This window comes from Shewanella sp. SM68 (assembly GCF_025653925.1).
Lineage (GTDB): Bacteria > Pseudomonadota > Gammaproteobacteria > Enterobacterales > Shewanellaceae > Shewanella > Shewanella oncorhynchi.
The window spans coordinates 160321-175931 of sequence record NZ_JAKKRU010000004.1 but is presented as its reverse complement, the minus strand read 5'-3'; the positions used below and the strand labels follow the sequence as shown (position 1 = coordinate 175931).

At 44.6% G+C, this 15611-nt stretch carries 11 protein-coding genes; 8 read left to right on the top strand and 3 right to left on the bottom strand.

Annotated features, from left to right (window positions below):
- Positions 1-15: 15 nt before the first annotated feature.
- Complete coding sequence (gene lysS / locus L5M40_RS08735; RefSeq protein WP_006080389.1) at positions 16-1518, top strand: lysine--tRNA ligase; 1503 nt, start codon at positions 16-18, stop codon at positions 1516-1518.
- Between the two features lie 243 nt (positions 1519-1761).
- On the opposite strand, the gene L5M40_RS08730 is transcribed toward lysS, so the two are convergent.
- On the bottom strand, positions 1762-2202 hold the full coding sequence (locus L5M40_RS08730) for a DUF2846 domain-containing protein (protein ID WP_105250059.1): 441 nt from the start codon (positions 2200-2202) through the stop codon (positions 1762-1764).
- A gap of 952 nt (positions 2203-3154) precedes the next feature.
- Between L5M40_RS08730 and L5M40_RS08725 the strand changes: the two genes are divergently transcribed.
- The 4 genes from L5M40_RS08725 to L5M40_RS08710 all read left to right on the top strand — a co-directional run bounded on the left by L5M40_RS08725 (position 3155) and on the right by L5M40_RS08710 (position 9768).
- Positions 3155-4627: a carbon starvation protein A gene (locus L5M40_RS08725; protein WP_173497338.1), complete on the top strand. Its 1473-nt coding sequence runs from the start codon at positions 3155-3157 to the stop codon at positions 4625-4627.
- 311 nt (positions 4628-4938) lie between these two features.
- Positions 4939-7104 (top strand): catalase/peroxidase HPI, encoded by a 2166-nt coding sequence (gene katG / locus L5M40_RS08720; RefSeq protein WP_263176839.1) that lies wholly within the window; start codon positions 4939-4941, stop codon positions 7102-7104.
- Positions 7105-7274: 170 nt separating this feature from the next.
- Complete coding sequence (locus L5M40_RS08715; RefSeq protein WP_028761608.1) at positions 7275-7709, top strand: PaaI family thioesterase; 435 nt, start codon at positions 7275-7277, stop codon at positions 7707-7709.
- A gap of 370 nt (positions 7710-8079) precedes the next feature.
- Positions 8080-9768 carry a glucan biosynthesis protein gene (locus L5M40_RS08710; protein WP_263176838.1) on the top strand — a complete coding sequence of 563 codons (1689 nt, stop codon included), beginning with the start codon at positions 8080-8082 and terminating at the stop codon, positions 9766-9768.
- A gap of 77 nt (positions 9769-9845) precedes the next feature.
- Here the strand turns inward: L5M40_RS08710 and L5M40_RS08705 are convergent, their stop codons facing one another.
- Positions 9846-10562, bottom strand: coding sequence for a type 1 glutamine amidotransferase (locus L5M40_RS08705; protein ID WP_263176837.1), 717 nt, complete (start codon positions 10560-10562; stop codon positions 9846-9848).
- 84 nt (positions 10563-10646) lie between these two features.
- On the opposite strand from L5M40_RS08705, the gene L5M40_RS08700 reads away from it, so the two are divergent.
- The 3 genes from L5M40_RS08700 (at position 10647) to L5M40_RS08690 (ending at position 14163) form a co-directional block, all read left to right on the top strand.
- Positions 10647-11462: an AraC family transcriptional regulator gene (locus tag L5M40_RS08700; protein ID WP_263172466.1), complete on the top strand. Its 816-nt coding sequence runs from the start codon at positions 10647-10649 to the stop codon at positions 11460-11462.
- 248 nt (positions 11463-11710) lie between these two features.
- A complete protein-coding gene (locus L5M40_RS08695) occupies positions 11711-13180 on the top strand; it encodes an inorganic phosphate transporter (protein ID WP_105252986.1) in 1470 nt (489 codons plus the stop codon).
- Between the two features lie 134 nt (positions 13181-13314).
- Positions 13315-14163: an isocitrate lyase/phosphoenolpyruvate mutase family protein gene (locus tag L5M40_RS08690; RefSeq protein WP_263176836.1), complete on the top strand. Its 849-nt coding sequence runs from the start codon at positions 13315-13317 to the stop codon at positions 14161-14163.
- Positions 14164-14549: 386 nt separating this feature from the next.
- Here the strand turns inward: L5M40_RS08690 and L5M40_RS08685 are convergent, their stop codons facing one another.
- Entirely contained in the window at positions 14550-15503 is a 954-nt protein-coding gene (locus L5M40_RS08685; protein WP_173497342.1) for a DUF72 domain-containing protein, read from the bottom strand.
- Positions 15504-15611 lie beyond the last annotated feature (108 nt).

Here is a 15611-nt window from a genome sequence, read left to right as displayed (position 1 = left end):
TAGACGAGAAATAAGATGACTGAACAAGTAATTGATGAGAACAAACTGATCGCCGAGCGCCGTGCCAAGCTAGAAAGCATTCGCCCAAACTGTAGTGCTAATGCCCATCCAAATACCTTCCGTCGCACCCATAAAGCGGCTGAATTACAAGCACAGTATGGTCAAAACACTAAAGAAGAACTCGAAGCCTTAGGTTTTAAGACCAGCATCGCTGGCCGCATCATGGCAAAGCGTGGTCCTTTCTTAGTGATCCAAGACGTGTCTGGCCGTATTCAAGCTTACGCTGAAAAAAGCGTACAAGCTGATTTGAAAGAGCGTTTTCAAGGTCTGGATATCGGTGACATCATAGGTGTAACCGGTCAGCTGCATTTGTCTGGCAAAGGCGACTTATACGTCAACATGGAACAGTACGAGCTACTGACCAAGGCGCTGCGTCCATTGCCTGCGGACTATTATGGTCTAGCCGATCAAGAAATGCGCTACCGTCAACGTTACGTGGATCTCATCGTTAACGAAGATTCACGCAATGCCTTCATCATGCGTTCTAAAGTGGTTTCTGCAATTCGTAACTTCATGATCAAAAAAGAGTTCATGGAAGTTGAAACCCCTATGATGCACGTGATCCCAGGTGGTGCTTCGGCCCGTCCTTTCATCACTCATCACAACGCCTTAGACATGCCAATGTACCTGCGTATCGCGCCAGAATTATATTTGAAGCGTTTAGTGGTAGGTGGTTTTGAGCGTGTGTTCGAAATCAACCGTAACTTCCGTAACGAAGGTCTGTCGCCACGTCATAACCCAGAATTCACTATGATGGAATTCTATATGGCTTATGCTGACTACAAAGATCTGATGGACCTTACCGAAGAAATGCTCAGCTCGATTGCTATCGAACTGCTTGGCAGTGCGCAAATGCCATACGGTGAGCACACAGTTGATTTCGGCGGCCCATACGCACGTTTAAGCATGTTAGAAGCGATTCAGAAGTACAATCCTGATAACGCCACTATCCAAGCTATGACCTATGAGCAAGTGAAAGATGTTGAATTCATGCGTGATTTAGCGAAAAGCTTAGGCATGAAGATTGAGAAGTTCTGGACTTGTGGTCAGCTGCTTGAAGAAATCTTCGGTGAAACTGCTGAATGGCAATTGATGCAACCGACGTTCATCACTGGCTACCCAGCGGATATTTCACCATTGGCACGTCGTAATGATGACAACCATTTCATCACTGACCGTTTCGAATTCTTCATCGGTGGCCGCGAAGTGGCTAACGGCTTTAGTGAGCTGAACGATGCTGAAGATCAAGACAACCGCTTTAAAGCACAGGTTGACGCGAAAGATGCAGGTGACGATGAAGCTATGTTCTACGATGCAGACTATATCACTGCACTGGAACACGGTTTGCCACCAACGGCAGGTCAAGGTATTGGTATCGACCGTTTAGTGATGTTGTTCACTAACACTCATACTATCCGTGACGTGATCCTGTTCCCTGCCATGCGCCCACAGGCGTAATGCAGTCGAACAAGGTATTTCGGTTAGTCATTTTATCGACGATGAATGAGTGGGAATTGGCTAAACAGTAAAAGGTTTACTCATTAGCTGACAATCATAGTGATAAAATGCACCATAAAAACCAGCCATTTGGCTGGTTTTTTGTTTTCTAGAACTTTTTAAAAGGTGTGATTATTAAAGATACAACTGGATAAGCTATGTTGTTACAGCTGAATTTTTATAAAAGCAAAAATTAGCTATAAACTATTTGGCAAGTTTACATTCTTTAACATTCTTCATGCCTTCACCGTCAGTTACTGACTGCAACCCCGCACCGCCAACAAAAACACCTATTTTTATATATTGCTCGATAAAGTAGTTTTTACCACCTTCTGTCGATAGTTTTAAATTATTTTCACTGAATTCTGATTCGGTAGAAAGTGTTTGCTCACCTGGTTCGACTTCCTTGTAGAAGTAGACTTTATTAGCAGATTCGCCAATCATCTCACCATTAATATAGATATTTTTCTTTAGAGCCTGACCCGCAAAACTATTGCGGTATATATAAATCCCTGTTTTATTGTCAGCTGGCTTCTGGAATGTCTTAAGCTTTGCATCTTCCTCTTGTGAAGCCATTGGTACTGTGGCACAACCTGAGAGTAGAAGGAAAATAGCCAGCATAGGCGTTAGAAGTTTTTTTAACATGATTTGTCCTTAAATAAGTGTCTTATTTTGATTGTAAAAATACAAGCTTTTGTTATTTAGATAAATTTATCTTTATTTATAACGCTTTAATTTATTGAACTTTTAAAGTTTTTAAATGTGTTATCTCCTTTGGGATCGTTTGAACATTCAACATGAACGCCATAACATGGGCAGAATGTATGGAATGTCATGTTGGTAAAGTCAGCTATTACCATTTTTGCGCAAGAGCACTCGGCCAAAAATAAGTTATTATTAAATCATTAAAAGGCAGATTAATGGTGTTTTTATTTTTGCTAAATATAACTTAAGTTTTATTGGTTTACTAATGATTTATTTTAAATTTTGTGATGTCAAATAGTAGTTTTCTTTGTTTGATGTTATTTTTAAAGGTTAGTGAATATTTTATTTTTGGTCTTTGATTTTTTCTTGCAGTTTTACGGTTTTTATAAATTGTAAAATGATTAAGTAATAAGTCGCTAGCGCTTAAGGTAGTTTTTTATGTTGCTGATTAACTAAATTAGACTCTATTGCAATATGAAGTTATAGAATGGATTAGGTTTATTACTTGGGTAGGGGTTAAGTGGTCTGATATTTAGCTCAATTTATAAAGAAGTTTTAAATCAGCAATGATTTAAGTATTCTACTTAAGGTTATTTGTATGTCCATGGTTAACTTAGTAGGTGTTGACTGACTAGCTTAGTACTACTAAATCGTGGAATGGAATAAGGACGATGAGAGGAACTCAGTTTTAGTATGATAAGTACTGTTGCAGATAAATTGAATACTTCATAGGGATTATTTTTAAACGCGTTTGTTCATCTATACCCACTCGTACGGCTGTTTCAGATAATCAACCCGACATTAGTCTAATAGTGTGTTGCTTGACCTCAGTCGCTAACTCAATGAAACTCTCCATTAAATCACCTCCTACTAAAGTATGGATAATTAAATAATGTTAATTTTCTTTATTTGTATCGCACTCTTAGTGCTTGCATACAAGTTCTATAGTCCCTTTGTTGAGCGGCAAGCGGGTATAGATCCTAAAGCGATAACACCACAGGCGAGATTCGAAGATGGCGTCGATTACGTTCCGGTTCATCCGGCTAAAGCGTTTCTGATCCAGTTCCTCAATGTCGCGGGTGTGGGGCCGATATTTGGCCCGATCCTCGGTGCACTTTACGGCCCAATAGCCTTAGTGTGGATTGTACTGGGGAATATTATTGGCGGTGCAGTACATGATTATTTTTCTGGCGTGCTCAGTATTAAAGAAGACGGTAAGAGTCTGCCAGAGATTGCGGGCCACTACTTTAATATTTACTTTAAAGGCGTGATGTTGCTGTTTACGGCTATGCTGCTGTTTTTTGTGGGCGTGGTCTTCATCATGAGCCCCGCAGGTTTGCTGAGTAATCTCGATTATTTTAAAGACACCATCTTTGGCAATAATACCTTCTGGGTGTTAGTGATTTTAGTTTATTACTTTTTAGCGACTATGCTGCCGATTGATAAAATCATCACTAAATTATATCCCGCATTTGGTTTGTTGATGATAGTCATGACAGTTTCTATCGCCGTTGCTCTAATGATCAATGCGCCGCAGTTACCTGAAATGGGTGATGTGTTTGCCTATTTCGACCACAGCCATTACAACAATGAGTTACTCGAACCAAATCCAGATGGACTACCTGTTTGGCCACTGTTATTTGTGACTATTACCTGTGGTGCGATTAGCGGTTTCCATTCAACTCAAGCGCCCATCATGGCTCGTTGCTTGACGAATGAGAAGTATGTTCGCCCTGTGTATTATGGCGCTATGGTTGCTGAAGGTATCGTTGCTTGTGTATGGGCAACGGCGGGTATTGCAGCTTTCCCTGGCGGTTATGTTGAGCTTAAGAGTTTGCTCGACCAAGGTGGCCCAGGTTTAGTGGTTAACCAAGTGGCAACTACGTATTTAGGTGTTGCGGGCGGTATTATGGCGATTGTGGCCGTGGCTATCTTCCCTATTACCTCTGGCGATACCGCATTTCGTTCGCTGCGTTTGACTATTATCGATGCCTTCCATATTCCGCAAAGTATGCGTAATCGTTTATTGGTTGCTGTGCCTATTCTGACCATTGCGTACTTTATGACGAAGATCGATTTCTCTTTGATTTGGCGTTACTTTGCCTTCTCAAATATGCTGCTATCAACCAGTGTGTTGTGGTTAGCGACTAAGTATTTGTTCGATCGCGGGACCTTCCATTGGATTGTTAGCTTACCAGCAATTGGCGGTACCAGCGTTACTGTGTCTTATATTATGACTGCGGGTATTGGCCTAGGTTTACCGCAACCTTTGAGCCAGCCAGTGGGTATCGCTGTCGGGGTTATCTGTTTAGTTGCCCTGATCATTGCGCACAATAGACGCAAACCTGTGGCAGAAGCTAAATAGTTAGTTATCCCATAGTTTTACCCAATAAAAAACAAGGGCTGCATTTTGCAGCCCTTGTTTTTTATGATTGGTATGATTCTACTATCCTTTAATAGCTTATTTTAGAAAGGGTAATTTTTGCTGAATATTTTTTAATGAGCGGATTCATCGCGTTTCATCTAGAGGTAAGGTAAGGTCGTTAGACTGGTTTTTATTTCTCTATTGAAACGATTAGTCTGTGGTAGAGAGCGTTAAGCAGTACAAACTTGCGGCAAAAGTCATTTAGATTTTATTTACTTGAATATTTTTTGCGAACAGAAGGAGAGCACGTTATGTCTGAGAACAAATGTCCTATGCACCATTCTGCTGGTGGCACCTCGAATCGAGATTGGTGGCCTAAACAGCTCCGGCTCGATATTCTGCACCAACACTCTTCCTTATCTAATCCTTTGGGTGATGACTTCAATTATGCTGAAGCCTTTAAATCCCTCAATTTAGCTGCTGTAAAGCAAGATCTCCTCGCATTAATGACGGATTCACAGGACTGGTGGCCAGCAGATTTTGGCCACTATGGGCCGCTATTTATTCGTATGGCATGGCACAGTGCTGGCACCTATCGTACCGGTGATGGACGTGGCGGAGCGGGGAGCGGTAATCAACGTTTTGCACCGTTAAACAGCTGGCCAGATAACGTAAACCTCGATAAAGCACGCCGGCTCCTTTGGCCGATTAAACAAAAATATGGCAATAAAATCTCTTGGGCCGATTTGATGATCCTCACGGGTAATGTCGCGCTGGAATCTATGGGATTCAAAACCTTAGGTTTCGCTGGTGGGCGAGTCGATATTTGGGAACCCGAAGCTGATATTTACTGGGGGGCGGAAAATAAATGGTTAGACGATAAGCGTTACTCGGGAGAGCGAGATCTTGAAGATCCCCTCGCCGCAGTCCAAATGGGGTTGATTTATGTTAACCCTGAGGGACCCAATGGCGACCCAGATCCTTTCGCTGCCGCCGTAGATATCCGCGAAACCTTTGCCCGCATGGCGATGAATGATGAAGAAACCGTAGCCTTAATTGCAGGTGGTCATACTTTTGGTAAAACCCATGGTGCAGGTGATGCAGCATTAGTCGGACCTGAGCCAGAAGCCGCAGGTATTGAGCAGCAAGGGCTAGGTTGGCAGAGTCGCTATAAAAGCGGTAAAGGTGGCGATACTATTTCCAGTGGCCTCGAAGTGACTTGGACCTCAACACCAACCCAATGGAGTAACAATTTTTTTGAAAATCTATTCGGATATGAATGGGAACTGACTAAGAGCCCTGCGGGTGCCCATCAGTGGATACCTAAAAATGGCGCGGGTAAAGGGGTGATCCCCGATGCGCACGATGCTTCAAAACGTCATGTGCCAACCATGTTGACTACCGACCTTGCACTGATCTTCGATCCTGATTACGAGAAAATATCACGTCGATTCTTTGAAAATCCCGATGAGTTTGCCGATGTATTTGCAAAAGCTTGGTACAAGCTGACACACAGAGATATGGGGCCATGCACGCGCTATTTGGGTCCTGAAGTGCCTGCAGAAACGTTTCTTTGGCAAGACCCAATTCCAGCGGTTGATCATCCTCTGGTTAATGAGCAGGATGTTACTGATCTCAAATTGAAGATTATTGGTTCTGGATTAACGATTTCAGAAGTCGTATCAACCGCTTGGGCCTCGGCGTCAACCTTCCGGGGTTCCGATATGCGCGGTGGTGCGAACGGTGCGCGAATTCGACTCGCGCCGCAAAAAGATTGGCCAGTGAATCAGCCTGAGCAACTGGCTAAGGTGCTCAAAGTGCTTGAGAGTATTCAGTCTGAGTTCAATCAAGGAGGTAAGACAATCTCCCTTGCTGACTTGATTGTGCTGGCAGGCTGTGTCGGTATTGACCAAGCGGCTAGAAATGCGGGGGTTGAAGTAACGATTCCATTTACGCCGGGTCGTATGGATGCCACGCAAGCACAAACTGATGTGGAATCTTTTGCGGTACTTGAACCTGTCGCAGATGGCTTTAGAAATTATCATCCCACTCCGTTTTCTGTTTCGGCGGAGGAGTTATTGGTCGATAGGGCACAATTGCTGACCTTAACTGCGCCGGAAATGACAGTGCTTATTGGCGGTCTGCGGGTGTTAGATACGAACTCTGATCAGTCAAAAACGGGTGTCTTGACTGCGCGTCCTGAGTTTTTGACCAATGACTTTTTTGTTAACTTGCTCGATATGGGGACGACGTGGAAACCCACTTCTAAAGCGGAGGATATGTTTGTGGGTGTTGATCGTGTCAGCGGCCAGCAAAAGTGGACTGCAAGTCGTGTTGATTTGATCTTTGGCTCTAATTCGCAGCTGCGTGCACTCGCAGAAGTGTACGCGAGCAGTGATGCACAGCTACGATTTGTCGATGATTTTATCGACGCTTGGACTAAGGTGATGAACTTAGATAGATTCGATCTTCGCTGAGCTTATATTTATTAGTCTTTTTAGTAGTAGATGGATCCAATTTAGACGCCGATGGGGTTAATGCAGACTGAGCGTTTAAGTTGATTTTCAGTTAAATGATCGCCTAATCCAAAGTGGTTAAGCGGTCATTTTTATTCATGTGCTTTGACGCTCATCAATTTAGGTGGAATATGAATATTCAGCAAATGTCGGGTTTAGCCATTTTACAGGCGATGGCAAGGGGTGAATTACCCGCACCTTCTATCTCTCTCACTATGCCAATGTCGCTGGTTCAAGCCGACGAAGGAACGGTGACATTCCATGCGACTGCCGATGATAAGCACCTCAACCCATTGGGCGGCGTTCATGGTGGTTTTGCCGCGACTGTATTGGATTCTGTTACAGGTTGCGCCGTGCATACATTGCTTGAAGCGGGTGTCGGTTACGGCACTATCGACTTGAATATTAAAATGATTCGACCTGTGCCTAAACATCAAGTGTTAGTGGCTGAGGGGAAGGTGATCAATTTATCTAAGTCTTTAGGTATTTCGGAAGGTACGCTAAAAACGCAAGATGGAAAACTGCTCGCCACTGCTACGGCGACTTGTATGATTTTAAGGCCATAAACCGATTTTGCGGGCTGGCGATATTATCTCTTCGAGTTAACACGCTGAGCAGATAATTAACCTATGCCGAAGGTGCACTTTATCTTCAGATATTAAGTCGACGGCCTTCTTGCTGGCAGTGAAGTTTTTATGGGCGTGAATTCAGTAAATAACGGAATTTTTTAATCATATTTTCATAAATAGGCCTCAAGATTGAAAATAGCTAGCATGCCATATTCCATTCGACAGAAAGTATGCTAGATTCTGGCGAATTGTTGCTGATCGCTGTATTGTTACCTCTGTCATCAACAGTTCTCCACAGGGCCATCGCTGCAATTGATTCAGATTTGCAGGGAAGTGTCAGGAAGTTACACCAATTCAGAGTCTGCTTATGCAACCCAATTTATTTCCCGAACAAAGAAACGTTTATCAAGAATCGAGGGCGACACTACCCTCGATTGAAGCCCAATTTTCCTCTCGTCGCGGCCGTTTGCAGCGTATGGTTGGCGGCGTATTGTTAACCTGTAGCGTATTGCTGAGTCTTTCAGCATGTGCGGCAGGTAAGCAGGCGTCACCACAAGAAGGTGAAGAGTTTAGTTACGCTTGGCTTAAGGGTTACGCCCGTACTATGGCTGCACAACCCTATGAGAGTCATAAAGGCGAATTACCTAAAAGCCTTCAGGGCATGAGTTGGGATGATTACCAACAATTCCACTTCAAGAAGAAAGCCGCACTATGGCGTGATCAAGATTCGGAGTTTCGTGCCGAACTGTTCCATCTTGGGCTGTTTTTTGATACCCCTATTCATATTTATGAGCTAAATGAGGGTAAGGCTAAGTTAATCGAATATTCACCTTCAATGTTCGATTACGGCAAGTCAAAGGTCAAAGGTAGTCAGTTGCCTAAGGATCTTGGTTTTGCTGGTTTCCGTATGCAATTTAATACCGATTGGCAGCGTGACATTGTTGCCTTCCTTGGCGCTAGTTATTTCCGCGCAGTGGGTCAAGAAATGCAGTACGGTTTGTCGGCTCGCGGCTTAGCGGTTGATACTGCACTGCCAAAACCCGAAGAGTTTCCAATGTTCACCAATTTCTGGTTAGAAAAACCTAAACCAGGATCGAATATCACCACTGTGTATGCCTTGCTAGACTCTCCGAGTGTCACGGGTGCTTATCGTTTTGATATCGAACCGGGTGAACGTTTAAAAATGAAGGTGGATGTGGCTGTTTATCCACGTAAAGCGATTGAACGTTTAGGCGTTGCGCCACTGACCAGTATGTTTATGGTGGGTGAGAACGATCGCCGCACCGGTTATGACTGGCGTCCAGAAATCCATGACACCGATGGTCTAGCCATGCACACGGGCAATGGTGAATGGATTTGGCGTCCGCTAGGTAACCCTGAAAACCTGCGATTCAACGCCTATAGCGATGAAAATCCAAAAGGTTTTGGTTTACTGCAACGTGATCGTAACTTCGATCATTATCAGGACGACGGCGTGTTTTATGATAAACGCCCAAGCCTATGGATTGAACCAACCAGCAGTTGGGGTAAAGGTTCAGTGCAGTTGGTTGAAATTCCAACACTGGATGAAACCTTTGATAACATAGTGGCTTTCTGGAATCCTGCTGAGCCGATTGTTCCTGGTCAAGAGCTGCTGTACAGCTACAACATGTACTGGGGTGGCATTCCACCGGTTCAATCACCCCGTGCTCGGGTTGTCGATACCTTCACCGGGATTGGCGGCGTAGTTGGCCAGAAACGCAAATACTACAGTAAGCGTTTTGTGGTTGATTTCGCGGGCGGAACTTTACCTATGATAGGTAAAGACACCCAAGTTAAAGCCGTGATCACAGCATCTGAAGGCAAAGTGGAAATTGAATCAGCCCGTCCTTTAGCCTCGATTAATGGTTACCGCGCTATGTTTGACGTAGTGCCACCTGGAGACGGTACTGAGCCGATTAACCTGAGAGTCTATTTGGAGGTCGATGGTCAGCCATTGTCTGAGACTTGGATGTATCAGTGGAATCCGCCTGCAAAGGATGATCGTGAATTGCACAATGCAGGTCATCTGCAATAAGCGATTCGTGATTCATTAATCTAAAACGCCAGCTAACTTAGCTGGCGTTTTTGTTTTGGCTTGAGCCACTTTTTACTTTATACGGCTTGATAGGTTAGGACTAGATTATCTAAAAAATGCCCCAGTAACTGATTCATCCTAGCCGTTGATTGCCCCAGTATGAATTCAGGGCTTTGAATATATGGCATTTTCTGTATGCTAGAAAAAGCATTTTCTTGAGCAATTAATGGCGCTAATTGGCTACTAATAAATTCAAGATGGCATTGAAATCCAAAAACTAAATTTGTGTAACGTACAATTTGCCGCGGGCAGGCTGCACTTGTGGCGAGCACTTCGCAATCGGGAGTGAGGCCAGGCATGTCGTTATGCCAGTGGCCGACCACTTCAGTGGTCGAAAATGTCTTAAGGTTAATATCACTTTTTCCTGCCGCAGTCAGTTCAATAGGAAAGTAACCAATCTCGGCATGTGGACTCTTTTGATAACGGGCACCTAATGACTCACCGATTAACTGTGCCCCAAGACAAACCCCCACAACGGCTTTATTTTTTTGGATAGCTTGTCTGATAAACCTTTGTTCTGCTTGGCTATCAAAATATGGACAATCGTTTTTGCATGTCGCGGGAGACTGAGGGCCACCGAGGATAATTAATAGATCAAAACCATCACTATTGTCGGGTAAAGCTTCATCTAGATAGATTCTGCTAAAGCTCATACTGTAGTTTTTGCTTGCAGCCCAATCGCTAAAATAGCCTGGACCTTCATAGCTTTCATGGATAATGCAATGAATGCGCATCGAGTTTTCCTGTGTCTTTTATGGGATAACGCTATGCTACAATCCTTTTTATTTGGCTGAATAACGTCATATGGACAAGTAATAATGCTAAGTCGCCAACTCGATTCGATTAACGCCATTATTGAGCAAGCGCCTAATATGCCTTCTTTTGTCAAAACGATTGAGATGCAGAAGGGTTATGTGGATGTTTTACACCAGCACTGTTGGCATCAGCTTATTTTTCCGCTTCAAGGCCTGTTACAGACAGAGGCAAATGAGGCACTTTTTTTGGTTCCCCATACCACAGCGCTTTTTGTGCCTGCAGGTGTCATGCATGAGTCTGTTGCGATTACAGATACCTGCTTTATTGGTGTCTATTTGAATCCTATGTATGGTCGAGATTATGGTGCCATGGTTAAGCCTGTCGCTATGAGTGCTTTTATAAGGGAGTTAGTGTTAACGCTCAGAAAACAATGTGCTTTTAATACCCCAACGAATGTTGAGCCAATGGTTCAGGCGCCAATACTGCGTTTGCTTGAGGTGTTATATGATCAAATTAATAGTGCGGAAGGACAGACTTTCAAGTTACTGATACCGCAAGATAGGCGCCTAAAATTGATTTTTGAGCATTTAACCCAAACGCCAGCTTTAGATTTCTCTTTAGTGAAATGGGGTGAGATGGTTGGGGCATCGGAACGAACATTGTCGAGGCTATTTGTGAGGGAGTTTGGTTCTTCATTCGTATTATGGCGTCAACATTTGCGGCTGATCTATTCGCTGTCGTTATTGGCCACTGACCTATCAATACAGAATGTGGCCCACCAAATTGGTTATCAAAATGATTCATCCTATATCAAAGCCTTCAAGGAGCGTTTTGGGATGACGCCACAGCGATTTCGGTTAGGCGATCATGGGATATAACCCTGTTACGGCGTATGGTTATGAACACTATTTTTAGTTGGCTTATTTAATATTGAATCAATATATTGCACCTTTTCGCGGCACAAATATTCATTTGGCCGAATAAAATCAAGCCAGTGTTAATTGCAAGCATGCTACTGAGTTATTGGGGGCTAATTCACTTTTTGACAATCTAAACAATTTTTCACTGTAAAAGACCCCAAACTTGGGCGTAACCTGTGGGCGTTCTCGCCATGGGTAAGTATTTTATGTTTGAAATGTTCACAACGTTAGGCTTTGCGTGGTCGGTGGGTTTAGTCCTTGCCGTACTTTTTGTACTGGCATACGAATTTATTAATGGCTTCCACGACACAGCAAATGCGGTGGCGACGGTGATCTATACCAAGGCAATGCCGGCAAATCTGGCGGTCGTTACCTCCGCACTATTTAATTTTGCGGGTGTGCTGTTAGGGGGGTTAGGGGTGGCCTATGCGATAGTGCATTTATTACCCGTAGACTCCTTGCTCGGTATGGACTCAATCCAAGGCTTGCTGATGGTGTTTTCCCTGCTATTTTCGGCAATTATCTGGAACTTAGGTACTTGGTATTTTGGTATTCCGGCATCGAGTTCCCATACCTTGATTGGTTCGATAATGGGCGTGGGTGGCGCGTTCGCTTGGATAAATCATCAGCCTATCTTGCAGGGCATTAATGTCTCTAAAGCAACGCAGATCATGCTGTCCTTGATTATTTCGCCGACCTTAGGGTTTGTGATGGCAGGGATTTTTTTGCTCATCATGAAATACGTTTGGCAGAAACATAAAATTCACCGTACCCCAGATGAGCAGATGCAGATTAATGGTAAAAAACACCCTCCATTTTGGGCAAGGGCGAGTTTAATTATCTCTGCTATGGGGGTGAGTTTCGCCCATGGTTCTAACGATGGACAGAAGGGGATAGGTTTAGTGATGCTAGTGCTGATTTGTATGGCACCGGCTTATTTTGCCTTGGACATGGGCAGTCAACCCTATGATTTAGAAAGAACTCAAGATGCTAATCGTCGCATTATGGCGATTTATGACCGTAACCAAGCCGTTATCGCGGATGTTATCGACTTTAAAGCCTTAGTCAACGTTCCCGAATATATGCTGGCCCATTGCTCATCTGCCAATGTATTACCGGCGATGTCGTTACTTGACCGTCGCTTAGCAAAAGTCTCGACTTACAAAGATATGGATGTAGAAGAGCGACGCGAGGTGCGACGTTTATTGTTGTGCATCGATGATACTGCTCGCCAAGTGGCTAAATTGGATCTTCCTGCTAAGGATTTGAGTTCATTGGCTAAATGGCGAAAAGATCTCACTAGAACTACTGAGTATGCGCCCATTTGGGTGATTATTGCCATTGCGACTGCGCTGGGCTGCGGCACGTTGGTGGGGTGGCGGCGGATTGTATATACCGTGGGGGAAAAAATTGGTTCATCGAGTATGACTTACAGCCAGGGCATTGCTGCGCAGGTCACCGCTGCCGTCTCTATTGGGATTGCCAGTATGACGGGGATGCCGGTATCGACGACTCATATTTTGTCTTCCGCTGTAGCGGGTACTATGGTGGCTAATCGTTCGGGGCTTCAGATCCAAACCATTAAGCAGATCATGCTTGCTTGGCTGCTGACACTACCTATTACTATGTTGCTCTCCGCGAGTGTGTTTATCCTTGCCAATGCACTTTGGGGTTAGCCAAGAATACTCAAGTTGAATGCTCACATAGCCAAGCCTTGAGGGCTTGGTTTTTCGGTTCAGTGCCGTTTCCCGCGATAATTACCTAAGCCATCTTGTTAGAGTTGAGCCTCCAACACCAACAAGGACATAAGATGGCTGAGCAATCTAGAACACTTTTCAAAGCACTACATCAACAATCAGAGCCGCTGATATTAACTAACGCTTGGGATGCCGCCAGTGCGGCCATCATCCAAGCATCGGGCGCCCGTGCGATTGCGACCAGTAGCGCGGCATTGGCTTGGTCGCTCGGTTATCCCGATGGCCAAGCGCTACCTAAAGCGGCTTTATTGGACGTAGTGAACAATATTCTACGGCTGAGCCAAGTGCCCGTGACGATAGATATTGAATCTGGTTATAGCCAAGATCCCGATGAGGTTGCTGCTTTTGTTGCGAAGCTCGCTGAGCTTGGCGTAGCAGGAATTAATATTGAGGATTGCAGTGCAGGTGTTGCTGAGATGGTGGCCAAAATTAAAGCTATTCGTGCTCATCCTCGTTGCCAAGGATTATTTATTAATGCGCGAACTGATGTGTATTTACTTGGTTTAGCCAGTGGTGAGGCCGCTGTTGTTATGACTATCGATAGGTTAACTCAATATCAGGCTGCGGGTGCTGATGGTGGCTTTATCCCTGGCGCGAATCAGGTCGAGACCGCTAAGCGCTTGTCTGCCGCTGTGGATATGCCACTGAATTTTATGCCATTGAATGAGCAGATGGATATCGGCGAGTTATTTGCCGCAGGTGTGCAGCGTTTTTCCACTGGCCCAGCTTCATTTTTACAGGCCTATAGCACTTTGCTTAATCCAATTTTGTTAAATTCAATTAAGGCAAAACCGTTTCAGCGAGAGTCAAAAGATGCGGTTATTGCCGTTGATAAGGATTCAATACCTAAAGCCATTTCCCTTGGTTTTGAGCAAATGAATAACTTATTTATCCCGAGTTAAAGCTGTTTTTCATCTATACCCAAGCTACCTGAAGATACGAGTTTCAGAGCGCCCAGGGTGCTTCAATTCAAGGCGCATTAATGACAGAATGTCGGCCACCTTTTGAATTGATGCAACACGGAAGTGGAGTGCCCTGGGCGCTCCGTCCCGGCGGGTTTTAACGCACTTTATGCTGCGTTGGTTATTTTTAACTTAGCCCGCTAGGCCTGCAAATAACCGCAATCGCCATGGATGGCGTGAATGCCATTTATGCAGGAGCAATAAATGGCCTTGCCTAAAGTGCGTTAAATTCCCGCTGAATCCTGCATCTTCAGGTTGTTTGGGTATATACCCACGGCGAGTTTGCCGTGGGTTTCTTCTTACGTCCATTTTACTTAGCGCCCGTTTTACCAAGAAAGTCCCATCTGCGTGCTTGTCTCCTCAGGTTTCTTATCAAGTAGTCTTAGCTCGGCGAGTTGAATGTGCGCTGCAATTTGGCTGCGCAATTTTTGATAGAGACGGATGGCTAGTTCAGGCGCGGCTTCATTGTCGGGAGTATGGATAAACAGATAGGGTTCTCGACCTTCTGCGAGCCACAGCGGGAGTTGGGTGAGCCAATTATCAAAAAAGGCATCGTTATCCTTAGGTAAAGCAGTAACGCCTTGCTGTGCGAGTTGTGTTACGGCATCGTCTGGTTGGCCGATAAAGCGCACCACTGGATTATTGGCGGTGGCAATCGCATGCACTGGCACTCGAGGTTTTTTCTTGTGAGCGTCGATAATCGCGACATTGCAGGGCGGCAGTGCAAACAAGGGCCTGCTGTCCATGATGATGCGATTCACTTTTTTATCGATGAGTAATCGATTAAGCGCACGCTCGGCATCTCCCTTAGCAAAAAACGCAGCATGCCTGACTTCGACGCCATAGGTTAACCCTTGGGGGATTTGATCTAGAAATTGCGCTAACGCAGGCAAGTTTTCTGGGCCGAAATGGGCGGGCAGTTGAATTTTCCAGCTCCCTGTTTTATCGATTAATGGTGTCATTATCTGGAAAAAATCTTTCAATTCTTGGCCGCAGTGTTGCAATAATCTTTGGTGAGTGATGGTTTGCGGTAGTTTGAAGGTAAAACGAAAGCTATCGGGCGTGGCACTGTGCCAATTCATTACCGTTTGCTGTGCAGGCGTTGCGTAGAAGCTGGTGTTCCCTTCGACAGTATTGAATATTGTCGCGTAACGGGCGAGTCGCTCCGCTTGTTTAGTTCCGTGACCATACACACTTTCTTGCCAATTCGAGTGCGACCACATGGCAAGCCCAAGGCGAAAATGGTTGGGTTGATGTAACGGAGAGCACAATTGGTCCAAAAATAAATTCCTTTAATGCGATTTGCGCGTACCAAAGCTGCGCCCTGATGTTGACCAACACTTTAGGGCATTGTGCCGATATCTGTCGTCCAGATTCAAATAGTGCCA

What these genes read in the sequence shown, in the direction of transcription:
- lysS (WP_006080389.1), top strand. Translation starts at nt 16, where the DNA reads ATGACTGAACAAGTAATTGATGAGAACAAACTGATCGCCGAGCGCCGT.
- L5M40_RS08730 (WP_105250059.1), bottom strand. Translation starts at nt 2,202, where the DNA reads ATGTTAAAAAAACTTCTAACGCCTATGCTGGCTATTTTCCTTCTACTC.
- L5M40_RS08725 (WP_173497338.1), top strand. Translation starts at nt 3,155, where the DNA reads ATGTTAATTTTCTTTATTTGTATCGCACTCTTAGTGCTTGCATACAAG.
- katG (WP_263176839.1), top strand. Translation starts at nt 4,939, where the DNA reads ATGTCTGAGAACAAATGTCCTATGCACCATTCTGCTGGTGGCACCTCG.
- L5M40_RS08715 (WP_028761608.1), top strand. Translation starts at nt 7,275, where the DNA reads ATGAATATTCAGCAAATGTCGGGTTTAGCCATTTTACAGGCGATGGCA.
- L5M40_RS08710 (WP_263176838.1), top strand. Translation starts at nt 8,080, where the DNA reads ATGCAACCCAATTTATTTCCCGAACAAAGAAACGTTTATCAAGAATCG.
- L5M40_RS08705 (WP_263176837.1), bottom strand. Translation starts at nt 10,562, where the DNA reads ATGCGCATTCATTGCATTATCCATGAAAGCTATGAAGGTCCAGGCTAT.
- L5M40_RS08700 (WP_263172466.1), top strand. Translation starts at nt 10,647, where the DNA reads ATGCTAAGTCGCCAACTCGATTCGATTAACGCCATTATTGAGCAAGCG.
- L5M40_RS08695 (WP_105252986.1), top strand. Translation starts at nt 11,711, where the DNA reads ATGTTTGAAATGTTCACAACGTTAGGCTTTGCGTGGTCGGTGGGTTTA.
- L5M40_RS08690 (WP_263176836.1), top strand. Translation starts at nt 13,315, where the DNA reads ATGGCTGAGCAATCTAGAACACTTTTCAAAGCACTACATCAACAATCA.